Raw genomic sequence first — 23991 nt, 5'->3', positions numbered from 1 at the left:
GGCCGGACGGCGTCGTCAGTCGCCGGCGGCGTCGCGCCTGGCCTGGATCCGCGTGTAGCGCTCGTGGAGTCGTTCGCGGATCTCGTCCGGCTCGTAGGAGCGGCGGCGCCGTTCGGACCTGGCGGCGAGGATCCCGGAGGCCGCGACACCCGCCAGTCCCGCCGCACCGATCATCTTGAGCCACTGTCGTCCCCGGGGAGCCATGTAGTCGAGCCTAGGCCGACCGGCCGGGCCGCCCTGGCAGGATCGCCCCATGGACATCGACACCGTGCCGCTGGCCGCGGCGGCCGACCGTACGCGCACCGGCGACCTGTGGCTGTTCCGCGGCCGGACGACGGCGGACCGGCTCATCCAGACGCTGACCAACGCGCCGGTCAACCATGTGGGCGTCGCGGTGGTGCTCGAGGACATGCCGCCCCTGCTGTGGCACGCGGAGATGGGCAGGGCGCTGCCGGACGTGTGGACGGGCCGCCGCCAGCGCGGGGTGCAGTTGCACGACCTCGAGGCCGCGGTGCGTCAGTGGACGGGCCCGTACGGGCAGCGGGCGTGGTTCCGGCAGATCTCACGGGAGGTCGGGACGGAGCAGGAGGAGGCGCTGTTGGAGACGATCGCGCGCCTGGACGGCGTGTCGTTCCCGTCGGCGGGTCGCCTCACCGCGCGGTGGGCGCGGGGACGCTGGGCGTCGCGGGGCCGGCGGTCGTCGGGCGGAGTCGTGGCCGGGAGGCCGGGGGTGGCGTCGGGGGACGACGACGAGGTGGGCGGCGGCCGGCTCCTGGACCTGATCCCGCGGCGCGGGCGGGTCTCGCCCGGTCCCGCGATGCGCATGGAGGCGGCCTACTGCGCGGAGGTCGTGGGCCTGACCCTGGAGGCGATGAGCGTGCTCCGGCCCGCCGGGGACGCCAGTTGGTACGACCCGGGGAGGTTCTGGAGCGGGGACGACCTGCCCCTGGCGCCGGGCTGGGACTACGGGCGGGAGATCGCCGTGACGGTCAACCCCCCAGGATCGCCTCGCTGACGTCGGCCTCGACCGCCTCGGGGGCCACCACGAGCAGTTCGTCACCGGGCTCGAAGGGCACGTCGGGCTCGGGGACGATCACCCGCCCTCCTCGCAGGATCGCCACGAGCGCGGCGTCGCGGGGGATCCGAACGCGGGACACGGGGCGCCCGGCCAGTGGGGTCTGCGGGGGCAGGGTCACGCTGACGAGGTTCGCGCCGCCGCGACGCAGCGTCATGAGCCGGACGACGTCGCCGACGGACACCGCTTCCTCGACGACCGAGACGATGAGTCGGGGGGTGGAGACCGCCACGTCGACCCCCCAGCGGTCGTCGAAGAGCCACTCGTTGCGGGGGTCGTTGACCCGGGCCACGACGCGGGCGACCGCGAACTCCGTCTTGGCGAGCAGGCTCACCACCAGATTGGCCTTGTCGTCCCCGGTCGCGGCGACGACGACGTCGGCCTCTTCGATACGGAGCCGCTCGAGGACGCTGAGCTCGCACGCGTCACCGACCTGCTGGTCGGCGTCCTCGACCGGGTCGGCGGAGAACACGCTGGGACGCTTGTCGATCAGGGTCACCGTGTGGCCGCCCGCGAGCAGTTCCCGGGCGATGGACCGTCCGACGACCCCGGCGCCGGCCACGACGATCCGCATCGAGCTGGTGCGGAACGCCCGGGACGGGGCGTCGGCGAGCAGGCCGGAGCCGTCGGCGTAGTCGTCGACGGTGGGGTCGGGAGTCGGGTCAGGCATCGGAGGGGCCTCGCTGCAGCAGGTCCTCCAGGCCGCGCACCGCCTCCGAGGGCAGGGTGAGGTGGACGACGTCGTCGGACTGGACGAGCGTGTCCTCGTCCGGGATGCGGCATTCGCCGAAGCGGGTGACCGCGGCGACGCGCCCACCGACCTCCGCGGCGAGCCGGTCGACGGGCAGGCCCACCCATCCCGGCGGTGCGTCGAGGGCCACGAGGGAGACCCTGTCGGTCTGGTCTCGCCACTCCACCGGACTCGTCCCGGCGGTGACGTACCGGACGAGCCGGCCGGTCGCCCAGGGGACGGTGGTGACGGTCGGGATGCCCAGACGTTCGTAGACCTCGGCGCGACCGGCGTCGTAGATGCGGGCGATCACGCGCTCGACACCGAAGGTCTCGCGGGCCACACGGGCCGCGATGATGTTGGAGTTGTCCCCGGAGGACACGGCGGCGAACGCGTCGGCGCCGACGAGTCCGGCGTCGGTGAGCACCGCTCTGTCGAAGCCCTGGCCGGTGACGGTCTGACCGCCGAACCGTTCGGGCAGTCGGGCGAAGGCCGCGGGGTCGCGGTCGATCACCACCACCGCGTGGCCGGCGGCGTCGAGCTCGGCGGACAACGCCGCCCCGACGCGGCCACAGCCCATGACGACGACCCTCATCGCGAGTCCCACTCCTCACGGCGCACCCTCGTGCCCCAGGGACGTCACGCTACTCACATCCGCGGATGCTGTCCGCCGCGGCGCGCGGGTCCTACGATGTGTCGGTGTCCAGGATCTCCAGGGTCTCCGTGGGAGCCAAGCGCCTGTTGGTGGGGCGCCCCTTCCGCAGCGACACCATCGGCACGATGCGCCTGCGCAAACGGATAGCCCTGCCGGTGTTCGCCTCCGACGCGTTGTCGTCGGTGGCCTACGCCCCGCAGGAGATCTTCCTCGTGCTGTCGATCGCCGGGATGTCGGCGATCGCGTTCACCCCGTGGGTCGGGGTGGCGGTCGCGTTCGTCATGGTCGTCGTCATCGCCTGTTACCGGCAGAACGTCCACGCCTACCCGTCGGGGGGCGGTGACTACGAGGTGGCCACGGTCAACCTCGGTCCCCGCGCCGGCCTCGGGGTTGGTGCGGCGCTGCTCATCGACTACGTCCTCACGGTCGCCGTCTCGATCTCCGCCGCGGCGGCGAACATCGGCTCGGCCATCCCGTTCGTGCAGTCCCACGCCGTCTTCTTCGCCGTACTCGCGATCGCAGGACTCGCCGCGCTCAACCTCCGGGGGATCCGGGAGTCCGGGGCGATGTTCGCGGTGCCCGTCTACGCGTTCCTCGCGTCCATGATCGCCCTCATCGTGTGGGGCCTGGTGCAGGTCGAGGTCCTCGGCCGCGACCTGCGCGCGGAGTCGGCGGGGTTCGACCTCGTCCCCGCGGAGGGCGCCGAGGTGACCGGCCTGGCGCTGGCGTTCGTCGTGGCCAAGTCCTTCGCCTCGGGCTGCGCCGCGCTCACCGGTGTCGAGGCCATCCACAACGGGGTGCCGGCCTTCCGCAAGCCCCGCGCCCGCAACGCGGCGATCACCCTCACGATCCTGGGCGTGCTGTCGGTCTCTTTCCTGCTGGGCCTCATCGCGCTGGCGCGCAGGCTCGGGGTCCGGATCGCGGAGAACCCGGCCACCCAGCTCGTCGGCGCCCCGGAGGGGTATCAGCAGAAGACGATGATCGCGCAGCTCGCGGAGCCGGTCTTCGCCGGGCTGCCGATCGCGTTCTACGTCGTCATGGTCGTGACCGCGACCATCCTCGTGCTGGCGGCCAACACCGCGTTCAACGGCTTCCCCGTGCTGGCGTCGGTCCTGGCCCGCGACAAGTACCTTCCCCGGCAGCTCGCCACCCGCGGCGACCGGCTCGCATTCTCCAACGGCATCGTGCTCCTGGCGATCGCGGCGATCGCGCTGGTGATCGCGTTCGACGCCCGGGTCACGGTCCTCATCCAGCTGTACATCGTGGGTGTCTTCGTGGCGTTCACGCTGGGCCAGCTCGGGATGGTCCGCCACTGGACACGGCGGCTGCAGCACGAGGAGATCCCGGCGGTGCGTCGGCGGGCTCGCCGGTCGCGGGCGGTCAACGCGGTCGGGTTCGGCCTCACCTCGGGTGTCCTCGTCATCGTTATGTCCACCAAGTTCTTCTCCGGCGCCTATATCGCCGTCCTCGCCATGGTGGCGGTCTTCGGCGTGATGAGGCTCATCCACCGGCACTACGACGCGGTGGCGCGTGAACTGGACGACTCCTCCCGCGAGGTCGTGCTGCCCAGCCGCACCCACTGCCTCGTCCTGGTCTCCAAACTGCACCTGCCGACCCTGCGGGCCCTCGCGTACGCCAGGGCGACCCGCCCGGACACCATCGAGGCCCTGACGGTGAACATCGACACCGCCGAGACGCGCACCCTCGTCAGGGAGTGGGAGAGCCGGGGCATCTCCGTTCCGCTCAAGGTCGTCGAGTCCCCGTACCGTGAGATCAACCGCCCGGTCGTGGACTACGTCAAGCGGCTCCGGGACCAGTCGCCGCGGGACGTGGTGATCGTGTACATCCCGGAGTACGTGGTGGGCCACTGGTGGGAGCAGCTGTTGTACAACCAGAGCGCGCTGCGCCTCAAGACCCGCCTGCTCTACGAGCGTGGCGTCATGGTCACCAGCGTGCCGTGGCAGCTGTCGTCCTCGCGTGGCCGGGCGGAGCAGGCCCGCAATGAACCGATCGTCGGGCGTTTGGGCGGACCGGAGGCGAGATGACACACGAGCACACGACCGACTGGACGGGCCGCGTCCTGCGGCTGGAGGTGGCCGGCCCGGCGCACGGCGGTGAGTTCGTCGCCCGGCACGAGGGACGGGTGGTGTTCTGCCGTGGCGGCATCACCGGGGAGACGGTCGACGTCCTGGTCGAGGACGACCCGGGCCGCGCCTTCTGCCGCGGCACCGTGCAGTCGGTGATCGACGTGTCCCCGCACCGGGTGGAGACCGCCTGCCCGGCGGCCGCCGCCGGAGCCGGGTGCTGTGATTGGAGCCACATCGAACCCGCCGCGGCCCGCGGCTTCGCCGGCCGGATCCTCGCCGAGCAGGCAGTCAGGATCGGCCGGATCGACCCGCGCGCCGACGAGATCCCGGTCGAGGCCCCCGCGGGCGACGCCACCGCGACAGGGTGGCGCACGGTCGCCCGGTGGGTCACCGGCCCGGATGGCCGTCCCGGCGTCCGTCGGGCGCGGTCGCGGGACCTCGTGATGGAGCCCTGCGTCCAACCCGATCCGCGCATTCTCGACGCGGTGACCGTCGCGGACGTGGGCCCCGGACGCGAGCTCCTCGGGCTGCTCGGTGACGACGGGACGGTCCACGTCGCCCACCGGCCCGCGGTGCGTGACGAGCCCCGCGGGCAGGGCTCGCGCGCGCGTCGATCCGCCGCGACCCGGGCCCGGGCGCGGCGCTCCCGGGCGGCGGACTGGGAGTTCGTCACCGGCGGACCCGACGTCGTGCGGCGCGTGGGGGAGCGGGAGTGGCGGTTGCCCCCCGAGGCCTTCTGGCAGGCCCACCGCAGCGCGGCGACCCACTACGCGTCGGCGGTCCGCACGGCCGTGGCGCAGGCCCCGGGACTTCCGGACGAGCCCGTCGTCTGGGACCTCTACGGGGGCGCCGGACTGTTCGCCGCGGCCGTGCGGGAGGCCGTTCCGGGCGCGGACGTGACGGTGGTGGAGTCGTCCTCGGCCTCGCTGGGGGCGGTGTCGACCACCTCCGGATCCGGCGACCCGGACACGGCGTCCGCGGCCGGCCCGGGAGTGCACACGGTGCGCTCGAGGGTCGAGACGTTCCTCGAAGACCACGCGTTGGACGCCGACGCCCGCCGGGCGCCCGACGTCGTCGTGCTCGACCCGCCGCGCGGGGGCGCCGGCATCCCCGTCATGCAGCGCCTGGCGGAGGTGGCCCGGTCACGGATCGTCCACGTCGGTTGCGACGCCGCGAGTCTGGCCCGGGACGTCGGCGCGCTCGTCGCGGCCGGGTGGACGCTGACGGACCTGCGTGGCGTCGCTGCGTTCCCCGGTACCCACCATGTCGAGGGGATCGCGGTGCTGGATGCCCCGGTCGCGCGCTGAACCGCCACGGCGGTCGGCGGCCGACCGACCGACCGCGGGCGAGCCGGCGGGCCCTCAGCCCGTAGACTGGCGATTCGACCCATCGGGGTGTCGGACAGGGAAGGGGCAGTCGACAGCAATGAGCGTGCTCGATCAGGTGAACGGCCCCTCGGACCTCAGGGGGCTCGGACCCGACGAGTTGGGCCGGTTGTGCGGCGAGATCCGCGAGTTCCTCATCCGCAAGGTCGCTGCCACGGGCGGGCACCTCGGACCCAACCTGGGCGTCGTCGAGCTGACGGTCGCCCTGCACCGCGTGTTCGACTCGCCGCGCGACCCCATCGTCTTCGATACCGGGCACCAGTCATACGTGCACAAGATGCTCACCGGGCGCCGGGATTGCTTCGACGGCCTGCGCACCCGCGGGGGCCTCTCCGGCTACCCGTGCCGGGCGGAGAGCGAGCACGACATCGTCGAGTCCTCGCACGCCACCGCGTCGCTGTCGTACGCGGACGGGCTCGCCAAGGCCTTCGCGCTGCGTGGCGAGCGCGACCGGACCGTCGTCACCGTGATCGGGGACGGGGCGATGACCGGTGGCATGGCGTGGGAGGCCCTCAACAACATCGCGGCCGCGAAGGACCGGCCCATGGTGATCGTCGTCAACGACAACGGGCGATCGTATTCACCGACGATTGGCGGTCTCGCCGAGCGGCTGGGTGCCCTGCGTCTGCAGCCCGCGTACGAGAAGGCGATGGACCGGACGAAGAGCGCCCTGACCGCCCGCAAGGATGTCGTCGGCAAAGCGGTCTACTCGGTACTGCACGGCATCAAGGCCGGCGTCAAGGACGTCGTGTCTCCCCAGGAGCTGTTCGCCGACCTCGGCCTCAAGTACATGGGTCCGGTCGACGGGCACAACCTCGCCGCCACCGAGGCGGCACTCCGACTCGCCAAGGACTTCGGGGGCCCGGTGGTGGTCCACGTGGTCACCCGCAAGGGCATGGGCTACGTCCACGCGGAGAACAACGAGGCCGATCAGATGCACGCCACCGGGGTGATCGACCCCGAGACCGGCAAGCCGCTGTCGACCTCGTCGTCCGTCGACTGGACCTCGGTGTTCTCCGAGGAGCTCTGCGCGATCGGCACAGAGCGTGACGACGTCGTGGCGATCACCGCCGCGATGGCGGGGCCCACCGGGCTCGCGGCGTTCGGCGAGCGGTTCCCCGATCGGATGTTCGACGTCGGTATCGCCGAGCAGCACGCGGTTGCCTCCGCGTCCGGGCTGGCCCTGGGCGGGATGCATCCCGTGGTGGCCGTCTACTCGACCTTCCTCAACCGGGCCTTCGACCAGCTCCTCATGGACGTCGCCCTCCTCCGTCAGCCCGTGACCCTGGTGCTGGACCGTTCGGGCGTGACCGGCCCCGACGGCGCCAGCCACAACGGGATGTGGGACCTGTCGCTCACCGGCATCGTCCCCGGCGTGCGGGTGGCCGCGCCGCGCGATGCGCTCACCCTGCGCCAGGAGCTCCGCGAGGCCGTGGCCGTCGACGACGGCCCCACTGTCGTGCGCTTCCCCAAGGGCTCCGTGGGCGAGCCCGTGCCGGCCCTGGCCACCTCCGAGGACGGCGTGGACCGCGTTCACGGCCCGGGTGATGCCGAGGTGCTGGTGGTGGCCGTGGGCCCCATGGTCGCTCCGGCCGTGGCCGCGGCCCGCGCGCTCGAGGCCGAGGGGATCTCCGTGGACGTGGTCGACCCGAGGTGGGTCTACCCCGTGCCGGCGTCGATCGTCGAGTCCGCCCGCGGCCGCCGCCTGGTGGTGACGGTCGAGGACAACGGACTCCACGGCGGAGTCGGGTCCGCGGTCTCGGCCCGCCTGGACGGTGCCGCGGTGCAGTGCGACCGTATCGCACTGGGCATCCCGCAGGAGTTCCTCGACCACGGCTCCCGCGCAGAGATCCTCTCCGAGGCCGGCCTGACCGCGGAGGGGATCGCCGAGAGCATCAGGGCCCGCCTGGCACTGTGACCGCGGCCCGGCCGACCAGGCGGGTCAGCTCTCCGCCCGGAACCGGCGCACCGCCTCGAGCAGGGGGCCGGTCGTCAACTCGATCTGCCACTCGCGTGCTTCTTCCTCACGCAGAACCTCATGGAGCAGTTCGGCGTCGTCGGCGGGAGTGGTGGTTGCCGCACGCCAGACCCACAGCCGCAGTGTCGAAGGCTTGAGGAGCAGCCCCTGGTCGATGCCCAGGTCGTCGGCGAGAGCGGCGATCGCCTCCCGCGCGACGTCCAGGAGCGCGGCGGCCTCTGGCTCGTTGCGCTTCCAGGACGCGTGCGGGGGATGCTCGGCGGGCGGCCCCTGACGTGACGGCAGGTCCTCGCGGCCGAGCCCGTCGGCCCATTCCAGTGCGGCCAGCCATTCGCCGACCAGGCGTCTGCGTTGCGGGCCGTCGAAACCGTCGATCGCCAGTAGCGCGGACCGGCTGGTCGGGCCTACCCGTGCGGCCTCGATGACGGCGGCGTCGGCCAGCAATCGCTTGGGGGCGATGTCCCGCTCGGCGGCCACGCGGTCGCGGGCCATCCACAGCTCCCGCGCGCGGGCCAGCTGGCGGGCGTCGCGCAGACTCGACAGGCGCGTCAGACGTCGCCAGGGGTCGGCGGCGGCCGGGGCCGGGACCGAGTCGACGAGGTGCCGACACTCCGCCTCGAACCACTCACGGCGGCCCAGGGCGTCGAGTCGGGGCAGCACCTCGTCCGCCAGTTCGTGGAGTAACAGCACGTCGTAGGCCGCGTAGTCGAGCCACGCGGCGGGCAGCGGCCGGCGGGACCAGTCCGCGGCCGAGTGCGCCTTGGCCAGCCCGATCCCGAGGTGCTCGGAGATCATGGCGGCGAGGTTGACCCTCTCGATCCCGAGGAACCGGCCGGCGAGCTCGGTGTCCACCAGCGACGTGGGATGGATGCCGAGCTCGCGGAGGGACGGCAGGTCCTGGCTCGCGGCGTGGAACAGCAGCGGCCGCTCCGAGAGGACGGTGGCGAGCGGTCCGACGGTCCGGCCCGGGGTCTCCGGGTCCACGAGCAGGGCGGGCTCGCCGGGGACGCGGAGCTGGAGGAGGAACGCGCGCTCGGAGTAGCGGATCCCGGAGGCGCGTTCGACGTCCACCGCGATCGGCTCGGACGACGCGTCCAGGGCGTCGACGACCGCACCGATTCCGGAGAGGTCGTCGATGAACTCGTACTCGGCAGGGGGAGGCGCCGCCCCGGGCGGGGTCTCGCCGCGGCGGCGCCCGCTCACGCCCGTCCGTGCAGGGACGTGACCCCGACGGGCGGCAGGCCGGCGGCCTGCGCCAGGGTCTTGCAGAACGCCGACGCGTGGCCGGTGAGGTCCGGCTCGAGGGCCGTCCACGACGCGCGCAGCTCCAGCTGATGGGCCTGCGGGGGGCCGGCGATGTCGCCGTAGCGGACGGAGGCCGTGCTGGTGACGGTCCCGCCGAGGGCCGTGTACGGTCCGGCCTCCTCGTCGAGCGCCTCGGTCAGCCAGCTCCACGCCACCTGCGGCAGGAGCGGATCACCCGCCAACGAGGCCTCCATGTCCGCCTGGATGTACGCGACCAACCGCAGGGTGCCGTTCCACGCGTCGTCGCCTGACGGGTCGTGCAGCAGGATGAGCCGGCCGAACGCGTCGCCGTCGGAGAATTCCGGCACGTCGTCGCCCCGGGGCGGGAGGATCTCCACACCGAGGGCGTGACTGTAGGGCGCCAGTCGCTGCGGCGGGCGGATCGGGCCGACCGAGATCTCGGGGCGGACCTCGAGCCGCGACAGCGACTCGACCGCCGCCCGGAAGACCTCGGGCTCGCCGTCATTGACCGATGTGCTCACAGGTCGTCACGCTAGCGACCACCGCCACGGGCGTGGAAGAGGCGCGCCGTCACCTGGCCGGGTGGGCAGACCGGCCCCGGCGGTCACTTCATGGGACGATGGAGGCGTGTTGAACTCTGATGCGTCCTCGTCCCCCCTTCCCGGCGGCGCCCCCGGCGCCGGAACCACCGAGCGGGTGGCCGTGGCCCCGGGCCGTCGCGCCGGGACCGGCCCCTACCTCGACGAGGTGACGGGCAGGGGCGGGTCGCACACGCCGGTGTGGTTCATGCGCCAGGCGGGACGGTCCCTGCCCGAGTACAAGGAGGTCCGGGGCGGCTCGACCATGCTCGAGGCGTGCTTCGACCCGGAGATGACCTGCGAGATCACGCTGCAGCCGGTGCGCCGTCACGGCGTGGACGCGGCGATCTTCTTCTCCGACATCGTCATCCCCCTGGCCGCGGCCGGCGTGGACATCGACATCGTCCCGGGGACCGGTCCCGTGGTGGCCGAGCCGATCCGCGACGAGTCCGACGTGGCCGCGCTGCCCGAGCTCACCCCGGACCGACTGGAGGCCATCGAGGAGGCGGTCCGGCTCATCACCGCGGAGCTCGACCCGGCCGTGGCCCTCATCGGCTTCGCGGGCGCGCCCTTCACCCTGGCCTCCTATCTCATCGAGGGCGGCCCCAGCCGCAACCACGAGCACACCAAGTCGCTCATGTACTCCCGCCCCGAGGTGTGGAACGCGCTGATGGGCAAGCTCGCCGACCTCACGACCGTGTTCCTCCGCGCGCAGATCGGGGCGGGCGTCGACGCGATCCAGCTCTTCGACTCGTGGGCCGGGGCGCTGACCGAGCGGGACTACCGCTCTCTGGTCCTGCCGCATTCCACGCGCATCTTCTCCGACGAGGTCATCTCCTCGGTACCGCGCACGCACTTCGGCGTGGGCACCGGCGAGCTGCTCGGCGCCATGAGTGAAGCCGGCCCAGAGGTGGTGGGCGTGGACTGGCGCATCCCACTCGACGACGCCGCCGCCCGGGTGCCCGGCAAGGTCCTGCAGGGCAACCTCGACCCGGCGATGCTCTTCGCCGACCGCTCGGCCCTGGACGGCGAAGTCCGGCGCATCCTCGAGGAGGGGCGCCGCGCCCGCGAGGCCGGCTCCGCCGGGCACGTCTTCAACCTCGGCCACGGGGTCCTGCCCGCGACCGACGCGGGTGCCGTGACCCACGTGGTGGAGCTCGTCCACGAACTCTCCGGCAAGTGACGGAGACGTCGCCGCGGGTCGTCGTGGTGGGGGGCGGCCTCAGCGGACTGACGGCCGCCTACCAGCTCTCCCTGGAGCTCCCCGACGCCCACGTGACCGTCCTCGAGGCGTCGGCGTCACCCGGGGGAGCGCTGCACACGGTCGACTTCCCGTCGGGGCCCATGGAGCTCGGTGCGGAGGCGTTCATCGCCCGCCGCCCCGAGGCCTCACAGCTCGTCGTCGAACTCGGCCTCACCGACTCGCTGCGCCACCCGGGCCCGCTCGGGCCGGCCATCCTCACCGGCGGGCGCGCGGTCCCCATGCCGCGCGGGACCCTCATGGGTCTGCCGTCGGACGTCGACGCCCTGTCGGAGGTGCTCGGCCCCGCCGAGCGGGAAGTCGCCGCGCGCGAGGCGGATCTGCCGCTCGCGTGGGAGCCTGGCTCGGACGTGTCCCTGGGCGCCCTGGTCGCCGAGCGGTTCGGCCCCGCGGTCGTCGCCCGGCTCGTCGATCCCATGCTCGGCGGGGTGTACGCCGCCCCCAGCAGCGGGCTCGGCCTGCGCCAGGTCGTGCCCGGGCTCGCCGAGGCGCTCGATCGCGGCGCACCCAGCCTCACCGCCGCCGCCCGCCAGCTCACCGGCACCCGCACGCCCGGCGCGGTGTTCGCCACTCTCGACGGCGGCTATCGCGTCCTCGTCGACGCACTCGCCGCCGCCTCCGGCGCCCTGATCCGCACGGGCGCGAGGTGCACCTCCCTGCGTCGCGAGGGCAACGGATACACGCTGGCGGTCGCCGGCGACCGCGGGTCGTGGACCGAGAACACGGACCTCGTCGTCGTCGCCGTCCCTGTTCGCCACGCCGCGCCGCTTCTCACCGCCGCCGGCGGCCTCGACGCCGGGGAACAGGCGCTGTCCGGAATCCGCACGGCCTCCTCGGCCGTCGTCGCGCTCGAGGTCGACCGCTCGACGAACCTCCCGGAGCGGTCCGGAATCCTCGTCGCAACCGACGAGCCGGTGCCGTTCAAGGCCATGACCTTCACGAGCCACAAGTGGCCCCACCTCGACACCCGCCCCGGTCACCTGGTGCGGGTGTCGTTCGGGCGACTCGACGACGACGAGGTGCTCGCCTCCGACGACGCCGCCCTCACCCGGATGGCCGGGTCCGCGCTGGGGGGACTGTGCGGCTCGGTGCCGACGATCCTGCACTCGCGGGTGCGCCGCTGGACGGACGCACTCGCCGAGATCGGCCCCGGTCACGACGCCCGGATCGCCGGGGTACGGGCCGAGCTGGCCGAGCGGCTACCCGGCGTGGAGCTCGTCGGCGGGGCGACCGAGGGCGTAGGGGTACCCGCCTGTATCGGGTCGGCACGGGCCGCGGCCCGTCGGCTGGCCGCGAAGTGGCAGGATTGAGCCATGGCACGCCTCGACTACTCCAAGCTCAACTCCACCCTGCGCTACCTCATGTTCTCGGTCTTCACCGTGACGCCCGGGCAGCTCGGAGACGACCGGGACGCGGTCGCCGCGGATCTCGAGACCTTCCTCGCCCGCTACGAGGGCACGGACGTCGTGGTGCGCGGACTGTACGACGTCTCCGGCCTGCGCGCCGAGGCCGACTTCATGTTCTGGACCCACGCCGAGCACATCGAGGACCTGCAGCGGTTCTACAACGACTTCCGACGCACCACCCTGCTCGGCCGGGCCAGCACGGCGTTCTGGTCCAACACCGCCCTGCACCGGCCCGCCGAATTCAACAAGAGTCACATCCCCGCTTTCCTCGCCGAGGAGGAACCGGGAGCGTACATTTCCGTGTACCCGTTCGTGCGTTCCTACGAGTGGTACCTGCTGCCCGACGAAGAGCGGCGCCAGATCCTCGCCGAGCACGGTCGCGCCGCCCGCGAGTATCCGGACGTCCGCGCGAACACCGTGCCCGCGTTCTCGCTGGGTGACTACGAGTGGATCCTCGCCTTCGAGGCGCCGCAGCTCGACCGCATCGTCGATCTCATGCGGATCATGCGCTCGACCGAGGCCCGTCGCCACGTGCGCGAGGAGATCCCGTTCTTCACCGGGCCGCGCGTCACGGCCGCGCAGCTCACCGCGTCCCTGCCGTAGGGTCCACGCTCACCCGACAGAGCGCGGAAAAGGGGCCGGCCGGAACTGATCCGGTCGGCCCCTTTCGCGCGTGTCGCGCTCAGCCCTCGGCGGGCTCGAGCGTCAGGCTCACCGAATTGATGCAGTATCGCAGGTCGGTGGGCGTGCCGTAGCCCTCGCCGGCGAACACGTGTCCCAGGTGACCGTGGCAGTTGGCGCAGATGACCTCGGTGCGGGTCATGCCGAGCGAGGTGTCCTCGCGCTCGATGACCGCGTCGCCGGCCAGCGGAGTGAAGAACGAGGGCCAGCCGCAGTTCGACTCGAACTTGGCGTCGCTGCGGAACAGCTCCGCACCGCAGCCGCGGCAACGGTAGACGCCCTCGGTCTTGGTGTCGTTGTACTCGCCCGTGAAGGGCCGCTCGGTCCCGGCCTGCCGCAGGACCTGGTACTCCGCCGGGGTGAGGCGGCGGCGCCACTCGGCGTCGTCGAGGGTGAAGTCGGGCTGGGGGGTGTGGCTGTCGGTGGGCTTGCTCATGCCCGCAGGTTACGCCGCCGCGGCAGCCGGTGCGATCCGCTCGTGGCGGCTGGGGTCCGAGCGGCGCCACAGGAGCACCACCAGGACGGTGGCCAACAGCAGCAGCCAGCCGAGGGTCGGGTGCGCGAACTCGAGCAGCCGCCCGTAGTACGGCCAGCGTGTCGACTCCCAGAAGTCGAGTGTGAAGAACCCGTAGGCGGCGAGCCACGCCGGCCAGGTGCGCACCAGGGACCTGTCGAGCACCACCGTGAGCATGATGGGGATGAGCATCATGGAGTAGTACATCTGGCCGAGGGTGGAGACGAGGAACACACCGGTGAGGACGACGCCGGAGGTGGTGGCGAGCCACAGCACCTCGTGGTTGTGGCGGTACTCGAGCAGCAGCCACACCGCCAGCAGCGTCGCGGCCACCACGAGGATCCGCGCGACCAGGATGAGCGGCTCCGGGACCCCGTAGTACAGACCGAGCCCCGCGAGCGAGCTGTTGTAGTAGTCACGCACCTCGCCCATGTAGGCCAGTGTGGTGTCGAGGTAGCTGCGGGCGTCGACGGTCAGCGCCCAGCCGGCGGCCATGGCCACGGCGGGGATCGCGGCGGCCGTGACGAACGGTTGCCACTGCCTGCGGATGAGCGGCAGCACGAGTAGAGGCGCCAGCATCGGTTTGATCGCGAGCGACAGGCCGATGGCCACGCCGGCCCACCACAGGCGCCGGCGGTGCAGGAGGTACAGGAACGCGACCTGGCAGAGGAAGATCACGCCGTTGACGTTGGTGAACACCAGCGTGTTGGTCACGGCCTCCGTGCAGAACGCGGCCAGCAGGATCGCGGGGGCGGCGAACGACCGGACGTCCAGGTCGAACAGCCGCATCAGCAGCCACAGCGCGGCGATGATCGCGGCGGTGTTGAGGCCGATGAACAGCCAGCGGGCGAGCGTGTAGTTGTCGATCATCCCGAACGGGGCCAGCATCAACGTCCCGCTGGGGGCGTAGAGGTAGTGCGGCTGGACGGTCAGCAGGTTCTCGGCGTACACCGGCTCGCCGGCGAGGAACCGCCTGGTGGCGGCGTAGACCGTGCCGAAATCGTTGGTGATCGAGCCGTTGACGGCCCGGATCAGGACACGGTGGATGACGGTCATGATCGCCAACGGCCACAACACGTGGGCAAGGACGCGGGGCACGGTCATCGTGTTTCGGGTGGGCAACGGCACGTCAGGCAGGGTACCGCCTGGCCCTCCGGGGTCGGGCGAGGCGCTCCGGTCGGTCAGGACGGGCAGGCGGCGGAGTCCTCGGCGGTGTCGGGGTCGGCCAGGAATCCGGTCACCGCGGTTCGGGCGCACCCGGAGTGCAGGATCACCCGCGACCCGGGCGCGCCCCAGGTGAGCGTGCGGACGTCGGTGGCGCCGGCGGCGGTGAGCGCGGCGACGGACGGTTCGACGGCGGCGGCGCCGGCGACGGGGTCGGCGATCCCGCCCAGGAGCAGGACCGGGACGTCGGCGGGCACGCTGACCGGGGCCTGCCCGGGGACGGGCCAGGTGGAGCATGCGGACAGCTGCGCGGCGAGGATCTCCCCGAACGGCGGGGTCCCGGCCCACTCGGTGCTCAGTTCGTCGACGCGGTTGACCGGCACGCGGCGTGACAGGTCGGAGCACCCGGCCACGTACGGCAGGGAGGTCCCGGACAGTTCTGTGGCGCGGTCGCGGACGCTGTCGGGGGTCTCGTCGGGCGCCGCGCTCACGAGGTCGCCGAGGATCACGTCGCCCGGGGACGGGGCGCCGGCGGAGGCGCCGGACAGGTCGGCCAGCGCGGAGCGGACGACGTCGGACAGCAGGGCTGCGGCCACGGTCGCGCCGGGGTCGCGGGCGCGGTCGAGGGCCCGGGCGATCGCGTCGACCTTCTGGTCGGCGTCGCCGGGTCCGCACTCCGGCCGCGTGCACGAGGCGGCCCAGAGCCGCAGCGCGGAGTCGGAGCCGTCGAGGGCGGCGCGGGCGGCGGCCTCCTGGTCGCCGTCGGCGGGGGCGGGCGAGTCGACGACCAGCGTCGACAGACGGCCGGGGTGGGCGCTCGCGTAGGCCAGGGCGGTGCGGGCGCCGGTGCCGATCCCCAGAACGGCGAGTCCGGGGACCCCCCATTCCTGCCGGAGCCGTTCGAGGTCCTCGGCGGCGCCCGCGGCGCCGAAGTCCAGTTCGCGGCCCTGGAGCTGGTCGGTGCAGGACTGCGCGGTGTCGGCGAGGGCGCCGCGCACCTCGGGGGAGGTGGGGTCGGTGCCACGGTCCGCCAGCCCGTCGAGTGTGCGCCGGGCGGGGAAGGACAGGCACGCTCCGGCCGCGCCGGACCGGCCCCGATGGTCGACGACGACGAGCGGCCGGGAGTCGGTGAGTTCGGGGCCGGCGGAGGCGAGCCGCGCCGTGAGGCTGTCGGGTGAGGTCTCGGGACCGGCGACGACGACGAGGGGCGCGGCGTCGTCCGGGGTGCCCGTCGCCGTGAGGCGCAGGACGGGCGTGTCCCCGAGCGTCGAGCACTCGACGGTGGCCTCCTCCGGCATCCCGCGGGCCCGGTCCGCCGCGCAGGGTGTCCAGGTGAGGTCGGAGCGCGGTGCGAGCCACTCCGGGCGGTCCGCTGTCTCCCGGCCGGTACCGCCGTCGGCGTCACGGCCCGGGCCGTCGCCGGTGGCCAGCCGCGGGCCCGTGGCGGGCAGAGGCGCGCAGGCGGCCGCCGCCACCGCGATGGCGGCCAGCACGGCACCGAGCGCGCGCGTCAGCCGGTCGCGGCACCGGGGAGCCGGGTGGTCTCCGCCGCGGGTCACCCGGCCGCCCCGTCGACGACCCATCGCGTGTAGAGCCCGCCGCGTGGGCAGGTGAACGCGGCGGCGACCCGCATCGGCACCCTGCTGGTGCCCGGGCCGCTGGCCAGCGGCGTGCGGTCGCCTCCGACGACGAGCTGCGGCGTGACGGACAGCACCAGCTCGTCGACCGCGCCCTCTCGGAGGAACGTGCCGAGGAGTCCGGGGCCACCCTCGAGGGCCACCTCGGACGCCCCGAAGTGGGTGGCCAGCGACCGGACCGCCGCGCGCAGCGGCCCGGGGTCCAGCACGTGGACGGTCACCCCCTGTCGGCGGGCGGCCTCGAGGCGGTCGCCGGGGACGCCGTGCGCGGCGACGACCTGGACGGCGTCCCCGAGGGGAGCGCAGTGCTCGATCAGCCGGTCGGGGATGCTGCGGCTGAACACCAGGACCACCGGCGGGGGACCGGGGCGACGGTCCGCCCAGGCGTCGGCGATCCCGGCGGGGCCGTATCCCTCGGTCAGGGCCGTGGCGGAGCCCACCATCACCAGGTCGGCGCGGGCGCGCATGGCGTCGTAGACGAGTCTGTCGGTCGGGGTGCCGAGCCCGCCGCTGCGTCCGTCGACGGTCGTGCTGCCGTCGACCGTGGAGATCATCACCGCCCGGATGCGGGGCAGGGCGAGATCGGGCTCCGGCTCCAGCGCCTCCCAGAGGGCGTCCAGGCCCGCGGGGTCCTCGTCGATCACGGTCAGCCGTGTCGTGTGCACCGCGGACTCCTTCCGTTCTGACGTCGGGTGCCCCCACGATAGGCTCTGCGTATGGTCTCTCGCCTCGTTGACGTCACCCCGGTGGTCCCCGCCGACCAGCTCGTGGCCCAGATGGTGCCGCCGTCGATGTTCGACGACGTCAGCTTCGACTCCTACATCCCGGATCCGGCACAGCCCTCGCAGGCCGCCGCGGTCAAGGCGTGTCGGCGGTTCGCGGAGGAGGTCAACGCCCGGCGAGCGCCCAAGAAGGGCCTGTTCGGGCGGCGCCCCAAGGCCGTCCAGGGCACCGGCATCTACCTCGACGGCGGGTTCGGTGTGGGCAAGACCCACCTGTTGACCTCGATCTATCACAACTGCCCGGAGCCCAAGGCGTTCGGCACGTTCGTCGAGCTGACGCATGTGGTGGGTGCGCTCGGCTTCAACCGCGCGGTCGAGGAGCTCTCGGGCCACTCCGTGCTGTGCATCGACGAGTTCGAGCTCGATGACCCGGGCGACACCATGCTCGTCTCCCGCCTGCTAGCCGAGTTGACGACGGCCGGTGTCAGTGTGGCGGCAACGTCCAACACCCTGCCCGAGCAGCTGGGGGAGGGGCGCTTCGCGGCGAAGGACTTCATGCGGGAGATCCGCAAGATGTCGGGCATCTTCGAGTCCATCCGGGTGGACGGTCCGGACTACCGGCACCGCAACCTGCCGCCGGCGCCGGAGCCGATGACCGACGAGGACCTGCGGGCGGACGCCGAGGCGGTCGACGGCGCGACCTTCGATGACTTCGACGAGCTGTGCCAACACCTGTCGACCCTGCACCCCTCCAAGTACAACCGCCTGGTCGACGGGGTGAACCGTGTCTGCCTGAGCGGGGTCAAGCCGCTGCCGGACCAGTCGATCGCGCTGCGGCTCGTGGTGCTCGCGGACCGTCTCTACGACGCCGGCATCCCGGTGCGGAACTCGGGCGACAAGCTCGACGCGATCTTCACCGAGGAGATGATCGCCGGCGGCTACAGGAAGAAGTACCTGCGGGCGACCTCGCGCCTCCTGGCGCTGTCCCGCTTCGAGACCGTCGGCGGCTGATCGCCGGCCGCAGCCGCCTGATTCGCGACCGCAGCGCCGCGGCGCGCCCGGTGACGGCGACTCGCCCGACCCGCCCGGGTTCTCGACCCGCGACGTCGCTTATCGGATCACCCGCCACCCATCGGCCTCCGCGCCGCCTATCTGCCTACGCGCCACCCTGCATCACGCGCCACCTATCCGATAGCGCGACGCCTACGGGATCCCACAGGTGGCGCGTGGGCAGATAGGTGGCGTTGCCACAGCCGGGCATCGCCAGGACGGCCTATCCCGAAGGAGCGCTCGAGGACCGGGATCGTCCGGCCGCGGCAGCGCGGCTCAGAAAGAGCGCGATTCAGAGAGGCAGTTCGTAGACGACATCGGTGTTGGCGACGCCGCCCACGTCAAAAGTCCGGTTCCCGCGGGGCTCGAAGCCGTGCTTGACGTAGAACCTCCGGGCCCGCGCGTTCGCGACGTTCGTGGCCAGCCAGAGGCTCCGCACACCCGACCGTCGGCTCCGCGACGTCACGTCGTCGAGCATCCGGGACGCGATCCCTGCGCCGTGGTGGTCCGGGTCGACGTAAAACTTGCTGATGCCCGTCGTGGGGCGGTGGACGATCTGCGCTGCGCAGTCGGGATCCATCGCGGTGCCCTCGACGAGCAGTACGTATCCCACAATCGCGCCGCCGGGTGCGCGGCACACCAGCACCTCGTGGTCCGCGGACTCCGTGTATGCCCTGAACGCCTCCTCACTGAGGTGCTCGGCGATAAAGGCGCCGATCACCTCGGCGTCGAGGTCGGGCGGGCACGCCAGCGGGAACGTACGGGCGGCCAGTTCCGAGAGGGGGCGGAGGTCGGCCTCTACGGCCTCGTCGAGTCGCGCGGTCACCCGGCCAGCCTAGGGACAGCGTTCACGCGTGCAGATGGAGGCTCTCGTCCTCACGTACCCCGCGGATGACATACCGCTCGATGTCGTCGCCACCGCCGAGGACGAGTGTGACCTCATAAGAGCCGGCTGCTGTCCGGTGGAAATCGGCGAGGACCCCGGTGGTGTGACGGAAATCGACGACGCGGCCGCGCATGCTCGCCACGTCGGCCCGGCCGACCGTCGTCGAATGGTGAAGTCGGGGCGTGGCAGTCATGCCACCATCATCCGTGATGGATATCACATACGAGGAACGGTCAGATACCGGTACGACGGCGATCCGCCCGGAGGCAGCGAGGCCCGCGGGCACGTCCCGAAGTGCATCACTCCGCCCGCCGGCGCGTCAACGCAGAAAGCCCCGGCCGGGGGCCGGGGCTTTCCTGTGGTGCGCGATACTGGGATTGAACCAGTGACCTCTTCCGTGTCAGGGAAGCGCTCTCCCGCTGAGCTAATCGCGCGGGTTCTGCGCCCGGACGAGTCCGGACGTAGAGGTGGAGACGGGAATCGAACCCGTGTTGACGGCTTTGCAGGCCGCTGCCTCACCACTCGGCCACTCCACCGCAAAGGTATCGAGCCTGGTGAGGACGTCCTGGCTCCTCGATCCCTCCGAGCGGATGACGGGATTCGAACCCGCGACCCTCACCTTGGCAAGGTGATGCGCTACCAGCTGCGCCACATCCGCATCGCTTCCCGGCTCGCTGTTGCTCACCGCGTTGCGAGAATGAACACTAGCCGACGGGTTCGGCGGAACACAAATCCGGGTCCGTAAATGCGTGATGAACTGGGCAGATGTCCGAAATCGGCCGTCCCTTAGCCGCTTCCGGGAATCGCGCACGCGGCCCGATCGGCAAACGTGGAGAGCGACGATCTCCGCGAACGCGGCGCCCCCGCCGTTCCCGCAGCGAACGCGCCTGCGTGTCCGCCGAGCGGTCACACCTCTACGCGGTTACCGAGATCGCGGCTCAGGGTTCGCATCGTTCGTGACCACTCGACCGTCGGCCGCACCGCCGGCGACGGAAGCAGCGCGGAGGCGGCGAAGCGCGGAGGCGGCGAGGCGCGAGGGAGCACGGAGGCCGCTAAGCTAAGCCGAGGCGGATGCGACGCGGGAGCAACGTAGGAGCGAAACGCTGGGCCCGGGCAAGGCCCGAGCTGGACGGGAGCTGGGCGGGAGCGAGGATGCGGACCCCGAATTGGGCGCCGGGCCGGGGCTTGCTACAGTGTTCCGGTGCCGAGCGAGAGAGCCCGGCGACATGCGGTCCTATAGCTCAGCGGAAGAGCGCTCCGTTCACACCGGAGAGGTCACTGGTTCGAACCCAGTTAGGACCACAATCACGACAGAAGCCCTCCCGGACATCGGGAGGGCTTCTGTCGTTGCCGGGGTTGATCGAGGCGCGGGAGCAGCAGGAGCGCCCGGCGGCGACGGGTCAGCCGGCGTCGGATGCGGCCTCCGCGCCGGACTCCAGTGCCTGCTCGAGCACCTCCACGGGCTGCGCACCGCTCACCGCGAGCCGGCCGTCGAACACGAAGAACGGCACCCCTCGGATCCCGAGGCCCCGCGCGGTCTCCACGTCGCGCCGGACCTCATCGGAGAAATCATCACCGGCCAGCACCCGGTCCACCGCGTCGACGGGCAGGCCGGCGTCGACACCGATACGCCGCAGCACCGCGGGGTCCGAGATCACCTGACCCTCGGAGAAATGGGCGCGGCGCAGGCCCTCGTCCACCTCGTCCGCGCGTCCGTGCTCGGCCGCCAGCGCGGCGAGCCGGTGAGCGTCGAACGTCGAGCAGACCCGCGCCGACCGCCAGTCGAACTCCAGGCCCAACTCGCGGAATCGGGCGGCCATCTGCTCCTGACCGGCCTCGGCCTCGGCCCGGGACATCCCGTACTTGCGCGCGAGCATCTCGACGCTGGTCTCACCCGGCTCGTCGCCCGTGACGCGGGGTGCCGTCGGATCCAGTTCGTACGCGCGCCACGCGACCTCGACCTCGGTGTCGGGATGCTCGGCGCGGAAGGACTCCAACGCCGCCTCCAGGTGCCTTTTGCCGATCCAGCAGAACGGACAGATGACGTCGGACCAGATGTCGATGCGCATACCCGGGTGCAACGCCCCGGCGAGGTCCGGGATTCCGAGGGGGCCCGGGTAGCATGGACCGGCCCGGTCCCACGTTCGGACCGCGGTGTCAGCCCGGGCGGCCCGTCGCCGCCCGACGTCCACTGCCGAGGAGATCGTCCCCCGTGTCCGAGAACCGCATGCCTCAAGCCGATGTCGACGCGACGGGTGCGGCCACCGTGACCACCGTCATCCCGGCCGGTGAGCCGGCGGGCAAGATCCTCGCCGAGCGCGAGCTCCAGTCGCGCAGCGGGCCGGAGACCATCGTCGTGGTGCGCGACCCGGAGGGCACCCTTCGGGATCTGTCGTGGGCGCCGGAGGCGGACACCGAGGTCGAGCTCGTCCGCGCCGACACCGAGGACGGCCGGTCGGTGATCCGACACTCGTGTGCGCACGTGCTCGCCCAGGCCGTGCAGGACAAGTTCCCCGAGGCCAAGCTCGGCATCGGGCCGCCGATCGAGAACGGCTTCTACTACGACTTCGACGTCGCCGAGCCCTTCACCCCCGAGGACCTCAAGGACCTCGAGAAGCGGATGAAGAAGATCATCAAGGCCGGTCAGCGCTTCTCGCGCCGCGAGTACGCCTCGCTCGACGAGGCCCGGGCCGAGCTGGCCGGCGAGCCGTACAAGCTCGAGCTCATCGAGGACAAGGGTCGAGCGGACGCCGGCGACGAGAGCGGCGCCGAGGCGCTCGAGGACTCCGAGATCATGGAGGTGGGCGCGGGCGCACTCACCGCGTACGACAACCTCAACCCCCGGACCGGTGAGGTCATCTGGTCCGACCTGTGCCGCGGGCCCCACACCCCGACCACCAAGTTCATCCCCGCGTTCACGCTCACCCGCTCATCGGCCGCCTACTGGCGGGGCGACCAGAGCAACGCCGGCCTCCAGCGCATCTACGGCACCGCGTGGGAGAGCACCGAGGCCATGGACGCCTACCTCGACCGACTGGCCGAGGCGGAGAAGCGCGACCACCGGCGGCTCGGCACCGAGCTCGACCTGTTCAGCTTCCCCGACGAGATCGGTTCCGGTTTCCCGGTGTTCCACCCGCGCGGCGGAATCATCCGCAACGAGATGGAGCAGCACTCCCTCAGGCGCCACCTGGCCGCCGGCTATTCGCTGGTCAACACCCCACACGTGACCAAGGGGGATCTGTTCCGCAAGTCGCAGCACCTGAGCTGGTACTCGGAGGGTATGTTCCCCCCGATGGTGCTCGACGCCGAACACGACGCGGACGGCAACGAGACCAAGCCGGGGCAGGACTACTACGTCAAGCCCATGAACTGCCCGATGCACAACCTCGTCTTCGACTCCCGCGGTCGCTCGTACCGTGAGCTGCCACTGCGGATGTTCGAGTTCGGCACCGTCTACCGGTACGAGAAGTCGGGCGTGATCCACGGGCTCACCCGCGCCCGCGGCTTCACCCAGGACGATGCGCACATCTACTGCACCGAGGAGCAGATGGAGGGCGAGATCGCCTCCGTGCTCTCGTTCATCATCTCCCTCCTGCGTGACTACGGTCTCGACGACTTCTATCTGGAACTGTCCACCAAGGACCCGGAGAAGTACGTCGGCGGCGACGAACTGTGGGAGCGGGCCACCGAGACCCTGCGCCGCGTGGCGACGAATTCCGGGCTCGAACTCGTGCCGGACCCGGGCGGGGCCGCCTTCTACGGTCCCAAGATCTCCGTGCAGGCACGTGACGCGATCGGCCGCACCTGGCAGATGTCGACCGTGCAGCTCGACTTCAACCTGCCCGAGCTGTTCGATCTGACCTACAACGCCGCCGACGGGACCAAGAAGCGCCCCGTCATGATCCACCGCGCGCTCTTCGGCTCGATCGAGCGGTTCTTCGCCGTGCTCCTCGAGCACTACGCAGGCCTGTTCCCCGCGTGGCTCGCGCCCGTGCAGGTGGTGGGCATCCCCGTCGCGGAGGCGCACGAGAAGCACCTCGAGGACGTGATCGACGAACTGCGCGGCAGGGGCATCCGAGCCGAGCTCGACACGTCCGACGAGCGGATGCAGAAGAAGATCCGCAACCACACCACCGGCAAGGTCCCGTTCATGCTGCTGGCCGGCGACCGCGACGTGGAGGCCGGCGCCGTGAGCTTCCGGTTCCCCGACGGCACCCAGCTCAACGGTGTCTCGCGCAACGCCGCCATGGACAAGATCGCCTACTGGATCAACTCGCGCCGCAACGACGTGCCCACCGCGGAGCGCGTGTGACGTCCGGGGACTCGGTGCCGACCGAGGAATACCGCCAGTTCGGCGTGGGCGAGGACCGTCTCCAGCTGCTGTGGGCGCCCTACCGGATGTCCTACATCGCGGAGACCCGCCCGGAACCCGCCGAGGGGATGACGGGGGAGCCGTTCCTCGACATCCCCCGGATGAGCGACGAGGACGGGCTGGTGGTCGCCCGGGGCGACCATGTCTACGTCGTACTCAACCTCTTCCCGTACAACCCGGGTCACGCCATGGTGGTGCCGTACCGCAAGGTGGCGAACCTGGAGGACCTGGACGACGACGAGTCCCGTGAGCTGATGTCCTATACGCAGCACCTGATCCGGGTCGTCAAGGCGGTCTCGGCACCCGATTCGTTCAACGTCGGGCTTAACCTCGGCGGCGCGGCCGGCGGGTCGCTGTCCGACCATCTGCACCAACACGTCGTCCCACGCTGGATCGGGGACGCCAACTTCATTACGGTGACCAGCGGCACCAAGGTACTGCCGCAGCTCCTCCGTCAGACACGGCAGCTGCTCGCCGAGGCGTGGTCCACCACGGGGTCCCCGGCTACCGTGCCCGGGTCGACCACACCTTCTAGGTAAGCGGG

The 23991-nt window shown here is 71.8% G+C and carries 22 protein-coding genes and 4 tRNA genes; 11 read left to right on the top strand and 15 right to left on the bottom strand.

Annotated features, from left to right (window positions below; translation table 11 throughout):
• Positions 1-15 precede the first annotated feature (15 nt).
• On the bottom strand, positions 16-204 hold the full coding sequence (locus tag VYL96_RS08605) for a hypothetical protein (protein WP_061227711.1): 189 nt from the start codon (positions 202-204) through the stop codon (positions 16-18).
• Between the two features lie 49 nt (positions 205-253).
• Here VYL96_RS08605 and VYL96_RS08600 point away from each other — a divergent pair, with 49 nt between their 5' ends.
• Entirely contained in the window at positions 254-1015 is a 762-nt protein-coding gene (locus VYL96_RS08600; RefSeq protein WP_061227710.1) for a hypothetical protein, read from the top strand.
• Here the strand turns inward: VYL96_RS08600 and VYL96_RS08595 are convergent.
• Positions 990-1649 (bottom strand): potassium channel family protein, encoded by a 660-nt coding sequence (locus VYL96_RS08595; RefSeq protein WP_061227793.1) that lies wholly within the window; start codon positions 1647-1649, stop codon positions 990-992. The genes VYL96_RS08600 and VYL96_RS08595 overlap by 26 nt on opposite strands.
• Before the next feature lie 88 nt (positions 1650-1737).
• Positions 1738-2400 (bottom strand): potassium channel family protein, encoded by a 663-nt coding sequence (locus VYL96_RS08590; RefSeq protein WP_061227709.1) that lies wholly within the window; start codon positions 2398-2400, stop codon positions 1738-1740.
• A 65-nt stretch (positions 2401-2465) separates the two neighbouring features.
• Here VYL96_RS08590 and VYL96_RS08585 point away from each other — a divergent pair, with 65 nt between their 5' ends.
• The 3 genes from VYL96_RS08585 to dxs all read left to right on the top strand — a co-directional run bounded on the left by VYL96_RS08585 (position 2466) and on the right by dxs (position 7850).
• On the top strand, positions 2466-4505 hold the full coding sequence (locus tag VYL96_RS08585) for an APC family permease (RefSeq protein ID WP_131885031.1): 2040 nt from the start codon (positions 2466-2468) through the stop codon (positions 4503-4505).
• Complete coding sequence (locus VYL96_RS08580) at positions 4502-5854, top strand: class I SAM-dependent RNA methyltransferase (protein WP_061227708.1); 1353 nt, start codon at positions 4502-4504, stop codon at positions 5852-5854. Before VYL96_RS08585 ends, VYL96_RS08580 begins: the two co-directional genes overlap by 4 nt.
• Before the next feature lie 118 nt (positions 5855-5972).
• The gene (gene dxs / locus VYL96_RS08575; RefSeq protein WP_061227707.1) at positions 5973-7850 is read left to right on the top strand and encodes a 1-deoxy-D-xylulose-5-phosphate synthase; all 1878 of its coding nucleotides are present in this window, start codon (positions 5973-5975) and stop codon (positions 7848-7850) included.
• Between the two features lie 24 nt (positions 7851-7874).
• Here the strand turns inward: dxs and VYL96_RS08570 are convergent, their stop codons facing one another.
• Positions 7875-9113 carry an HRDC domain-containing protein gene (locus VYL96_RS08570; protein ID WP_061227706.1) on the bottom strand — a complete coding sequence of 413 codons (1239 nt, stop codon included), beginning with the start codon at positions 9111-9113 and terminating at the stop codon, positions 7875-7877.
• Positions 9110-9697: a DUF3000 domain-containing protein gene (locus VYL96_RS08565; RefSeq protein ID WP_007627671.1), complete on the bottom strand. Its 588-nt coding sequence runs from the start codon at positions 9695-9697 to the stop codon at positions 9110-9112. The genes VYL96_RS08570 and VYL96_RS08565 overlap by 4 nt, the downstream gene beginning before the upstream one ends.
• Positions 9698-9803: 106 nt before the next feature.
• Here VYL96_RS08565 and hemE point away from each other — a divergent pair, with 106 nt between their 5' ends.
• Genes hemE through hemQ form a run of 3 tightly spaced genes read left to right on the top strand, consistent with a single transcriptional unit; the run spans position 9804 to position 13024 of the window.
• Positions 9804-10937, top strand: coding sequence for a uroporphyrinogen decarboxylase (gene hemE / locus VYL96_RS08560; RefSeq protein ID WP_061227705.1), 1134 nt, complete (start codon positions 9804-9806; stop codon positions 10935-10937).
• Complete coding sequence (hemG, locus tag VYL96_RS08555) at positions 10934-12325, top strand: protoporphyrinogen oxidase (protein ID WP_131885030.1); 1392 nt, start codon at positions 10934-10936, stop codon at positions 12323-12325. Before hemE ends, hemG begins: the two co-directional genes overlap by 4 nt.
• A gap of 3 nt (positions 12326-12328) precedes the next feature.
• A complete protein-coding gene (hemQ, locus tag VYL96_RS08550) occupies positions 12329-13024 on the top strand; it encodes a hydrogen peroxide-dependent heme synthase (RefSeq protein WP_061227703.1) in 696 nt (231 codons plus the stop codon).
• A 79-nt stretch (positions 13025-13103) separates the two neighbouring features.
• Here the strand turns inward: hemQ and msrB are convergent, their stop codons facing one another.
• The 4 genes from msrB to VYL96_RS08530 are packed head-to-tail and all read right to left on the bottom strand — an operon-like array spanning position 13104 to position 17082.
• Positions 13104-13538: a peptide-methionine (R)-S-oxide reductase MsrB gene (gene msrB / locus VYL96_RS08545; RefSeq protein ID WP_061227702.1), complete on the bottom strand. Its 435-nt coding sequence runs from the start codon at positions 13536-13538 to the stop codon at positions 13104-13106.
• A gap of 9 nt (positions 13539-13547) precedes the next feature.
• The gene (locus tag VYL96_RS08540; protein ID WP_232303085.1) at positions 13548-14744 is read right to left on the bottom strand and encodes a glycosyltransferase family 87 protein; all 1197 of its coding nucleotides are present in this window, start codon (positions 14742-14744) and stop codon (positions 13548-13550) included.
• A gap of 53 nt (positions 14745-14797) precedes the next feature.
• Positions 14798-16339 (bottom strand): alpha/beta fold hydrolase, encoded by a 1542-nt coding sequence (locus VYL96_RS08535; RefSeq protein ID WP_243699578.1) that lies wholly within the window; start codon positions 16337-16339, stop codon positions 14798-14800.
• Positions 16336-17082 carry a dihydrofolate reductase family protein gene (locus VYL96_RS08530; protein ID WP_131885029.1) on the bottom strand — a complete coding sequence of 249 codons (747 nt, stop codon included), beginning with the start codon at positions 17080-17082 and terminating at the stop codon, positions 16336-16338. Before VYL96_RS08530 ends, VYL96_RS08535 begins: the two co-directional genes overlap by 4 nt.
• Before the next feature lie 51 nt (positions 17083-17133).
• On the opposite strand from VYL96_RS08530, the gene zapE reads away from it, so the two are divergent.
• Positions 17134-18150: a cell division protein ZapE gene (gene zapE / locus VYL96_RS08525; RefSeq protein ID WP_063973528.1), complete on the top strand. Its 1017-nt coding sequence runs from the start codon at positions 17134-17136 to the stop codon at positions 18148-18150.
• A 331-nt stretch (positions 18151-18481) separates the two neighbouring features.
• Here zapE and VYL96_RS08520 read toward each other — a convergent pair whose 3' ends face one another.
• The 5 genes from VYL96_RS08520 to VYL96_RS08500 all read right to left on the bottom strand — a co-directional run bounded on the left by VYL96_RS08520 (position 18482) and on the right by VYL96_RS08500 (position 19733).
• Positions 18482-19015: a GNAT family N-acetyltransferase gene (locus VYL96_RS08520; protein ID WP_131885028.1), complete on the bottom strand. Its 534-nt coding sequence runs from the start codon at positions 19013-19015 to the stop codon at positions 18482-18484.
• 22 nt (positions 19016-19037) lie between these two features.
• The gene (locus tag VYL96_RS08515; protein WP_131885027.1) at positions 19038-19268 is read right to left on the bottom strand and encodes a hypothetical protein; all 231 of its coding nucleotides are present in this window, start codon (positions 19266-19268) and stop codon (positions 19038-19040) included.
• A 166-nt stretch (positions 19269-19434) separates the two neighbouring features.
• Positions 19435-19509, bottom strand: a tRNA-Val gene (locus VYL96_RS08510).
• 31 nt (positions 19510-19540) lie between these two features.
• Positions 19541-19611: transfer RNA gene (locus VYL96_RS08505), tRNA-Cys, on the bottom strand.
• Between the two features lie 49 nt (positions 19612-19660).
• Positions 19661-19733, bottom strand: a tRNA-Gly gene (locus VYL96_RS08500).
• 572 nt (positions 19734-20305) lie between these two features.
• Between VYL96_RS08500 and VYL96_RS08495 the strand changes: the two genes are divergently transcribed.
• Positions 20306-20377, top strand: a tRNA-Val gene (locus VYL96_RS08495).
• Positions 20378-20475: 98 nt separating this feature from the next.
• Here the strand turns inward: VYL96_RS08495 and VYL96_RS08490 are convergent.
• Entirely contained in the window at positions 20476-21144 is a 669-nt protein-coding gene (locus VYL96_RS08490) for a DsbA family oxidoreductase (RefSeq protein WP_243699577.1), read from the bottom strand.
• A gap of 158 nt (positions 21145-21302) precedes the next feature.
• On the opposite strand from VYL96_RS08490, the gene thrS reads away from it, so the two are divergent.
• Positions 21303-23387 (top strand): threonine--tRNA ligase, encoded by a 2085-nt coding sequence (gene thrS / locus VYL96_RS08485; protein ID WP_043566477.1) that lies wholly within the window; start codon positions 21303-21305, stop codon positions 23385-23387.
• Positions 23384-23986: an ATP adenylyltransferase gene (locus VYL96_RS08480; protein WP_007627695.1), complete on the top strand. Its 603-nt coding sequence runs from the start codon at positions 23384-23386 to the stop codon at positions 23984-23986. Before thrS ends, VYL96_RS08480 begins: the two co-directional genes overlap by 4 nt.
• Positions 23987-23991 lie beyond the last annotated feature (5 nt).

Source organism: Dietzia maris (genome assembly GCF_036287335.1).
In the GTDB taxonomy this organism is placed as follows: Bacteria; Actinomycetota; Actinomycetes; order Mycobacteriales; family Mycobacteriaceae; genus Dietzia; species Dietzia cinnamea.
Note: the sequence above shows the minus strand (reverse complement) of the source record. Positions and strands in the feature narration are given on the sequence as shown.

What these genes read in the sequence shown, in the direction of transcription:
- VYL96_RS08605 (WP_061227711.1), bottom strand. Translation starts at nt 204, where the DNA reads ATGGCTCCCCGGGGACGACAGTGGCTCAAGATGATCGGTGCGGCGGGA.
- VYL96_RS08600 (WP_061227710.1), top strand. Translation starts at nt 254, where the DNA reads ATGGACATCGACACCGTGCCGCTGGCCGCGGCGGCCGACCGTACGCGC.
- VYL96_RS08595 (WP_061227793.1), bottom strand. Translation starts at nt 1,649, where the DNA reads ATGCGGATCGTCGTGGCCGGCGCCGGGGTCGTCGGACGGTCCATCGCC.
- VYL96_RS08590 (WP_061227709.1), bottom strand. Translation starts at nt 2,400, where the DNA reads ATGAGGGTCGTCGTCATGGGCTGTGGCCGCGTCGGGGCGGCGTTGTCC.
- VYL96_RS08585 (WP_131885031.1), top strand. Translation starts at nt 2,466, where the DNA reads ATGCTGTCCGCCGCGGCGCGCGGGTCCTACGATGTGTCGGTGTCCAGG.
- VYL96_RS08580 (WP_061227708.1), top strand. Translation starts at nt 4,502, where the DNA reads ATGACACACGAGCACACGACCGACTGGACGGGCCGCGTCCTGCGGCTG.
- dxs (WP_061227707.1), top strand. Translation starts at nt 5,973, where the DNA reads ATGAGCGTGCTCGATCAGGTGAACGGCCCCTCGGACCTCAGGGGGCTC.
- hemQ (WP_061227703.1), top strand. Translation starts at nt 12,329, where the DNA reads ATGGCACGCCTCGACTACTCCAAGCTCAACTCCACCCTGCGCTACCTC.
- msrB (WP_061227702.1), bottom strand. Translation starts at nt 13,538, where the DNA reads ATGAGCAAGCCCACCGACAGCCACACCCCCCAGCCCGACTTCACCCTC.
- zapE (WP_063973528.1), top strand. Translation starts at nt 17,134, where the DNA reads ATGGTCTCTCGCCTCGTTGACGTCACCCCGGTGGTCCCCGCCGACCAG.
- VYL96_RS08515 (WP_131885027.1), bottom strand. Translation starts at nt 19,268, where the DNA reads ATGACTGCCACGCCCCGACTTCACCATTCGACGACGGTCGGCCGGGCC.
- VYL96_RS08490 (WP_243699577.1), bottom strand. Translation starts at nt 21,144, where the DNA reads ATGCGCATCGACATCTGGTCCGACGTCATCTGTCCGTTCTGCTGGATC.
- thrS (WP_043566477.1), top strand. Translation starts at nt 21,303, where the DNA reads ATGCCTCAAGCCGATGTCGACGCGACGGGTGCGGCCACCGTGACCACC.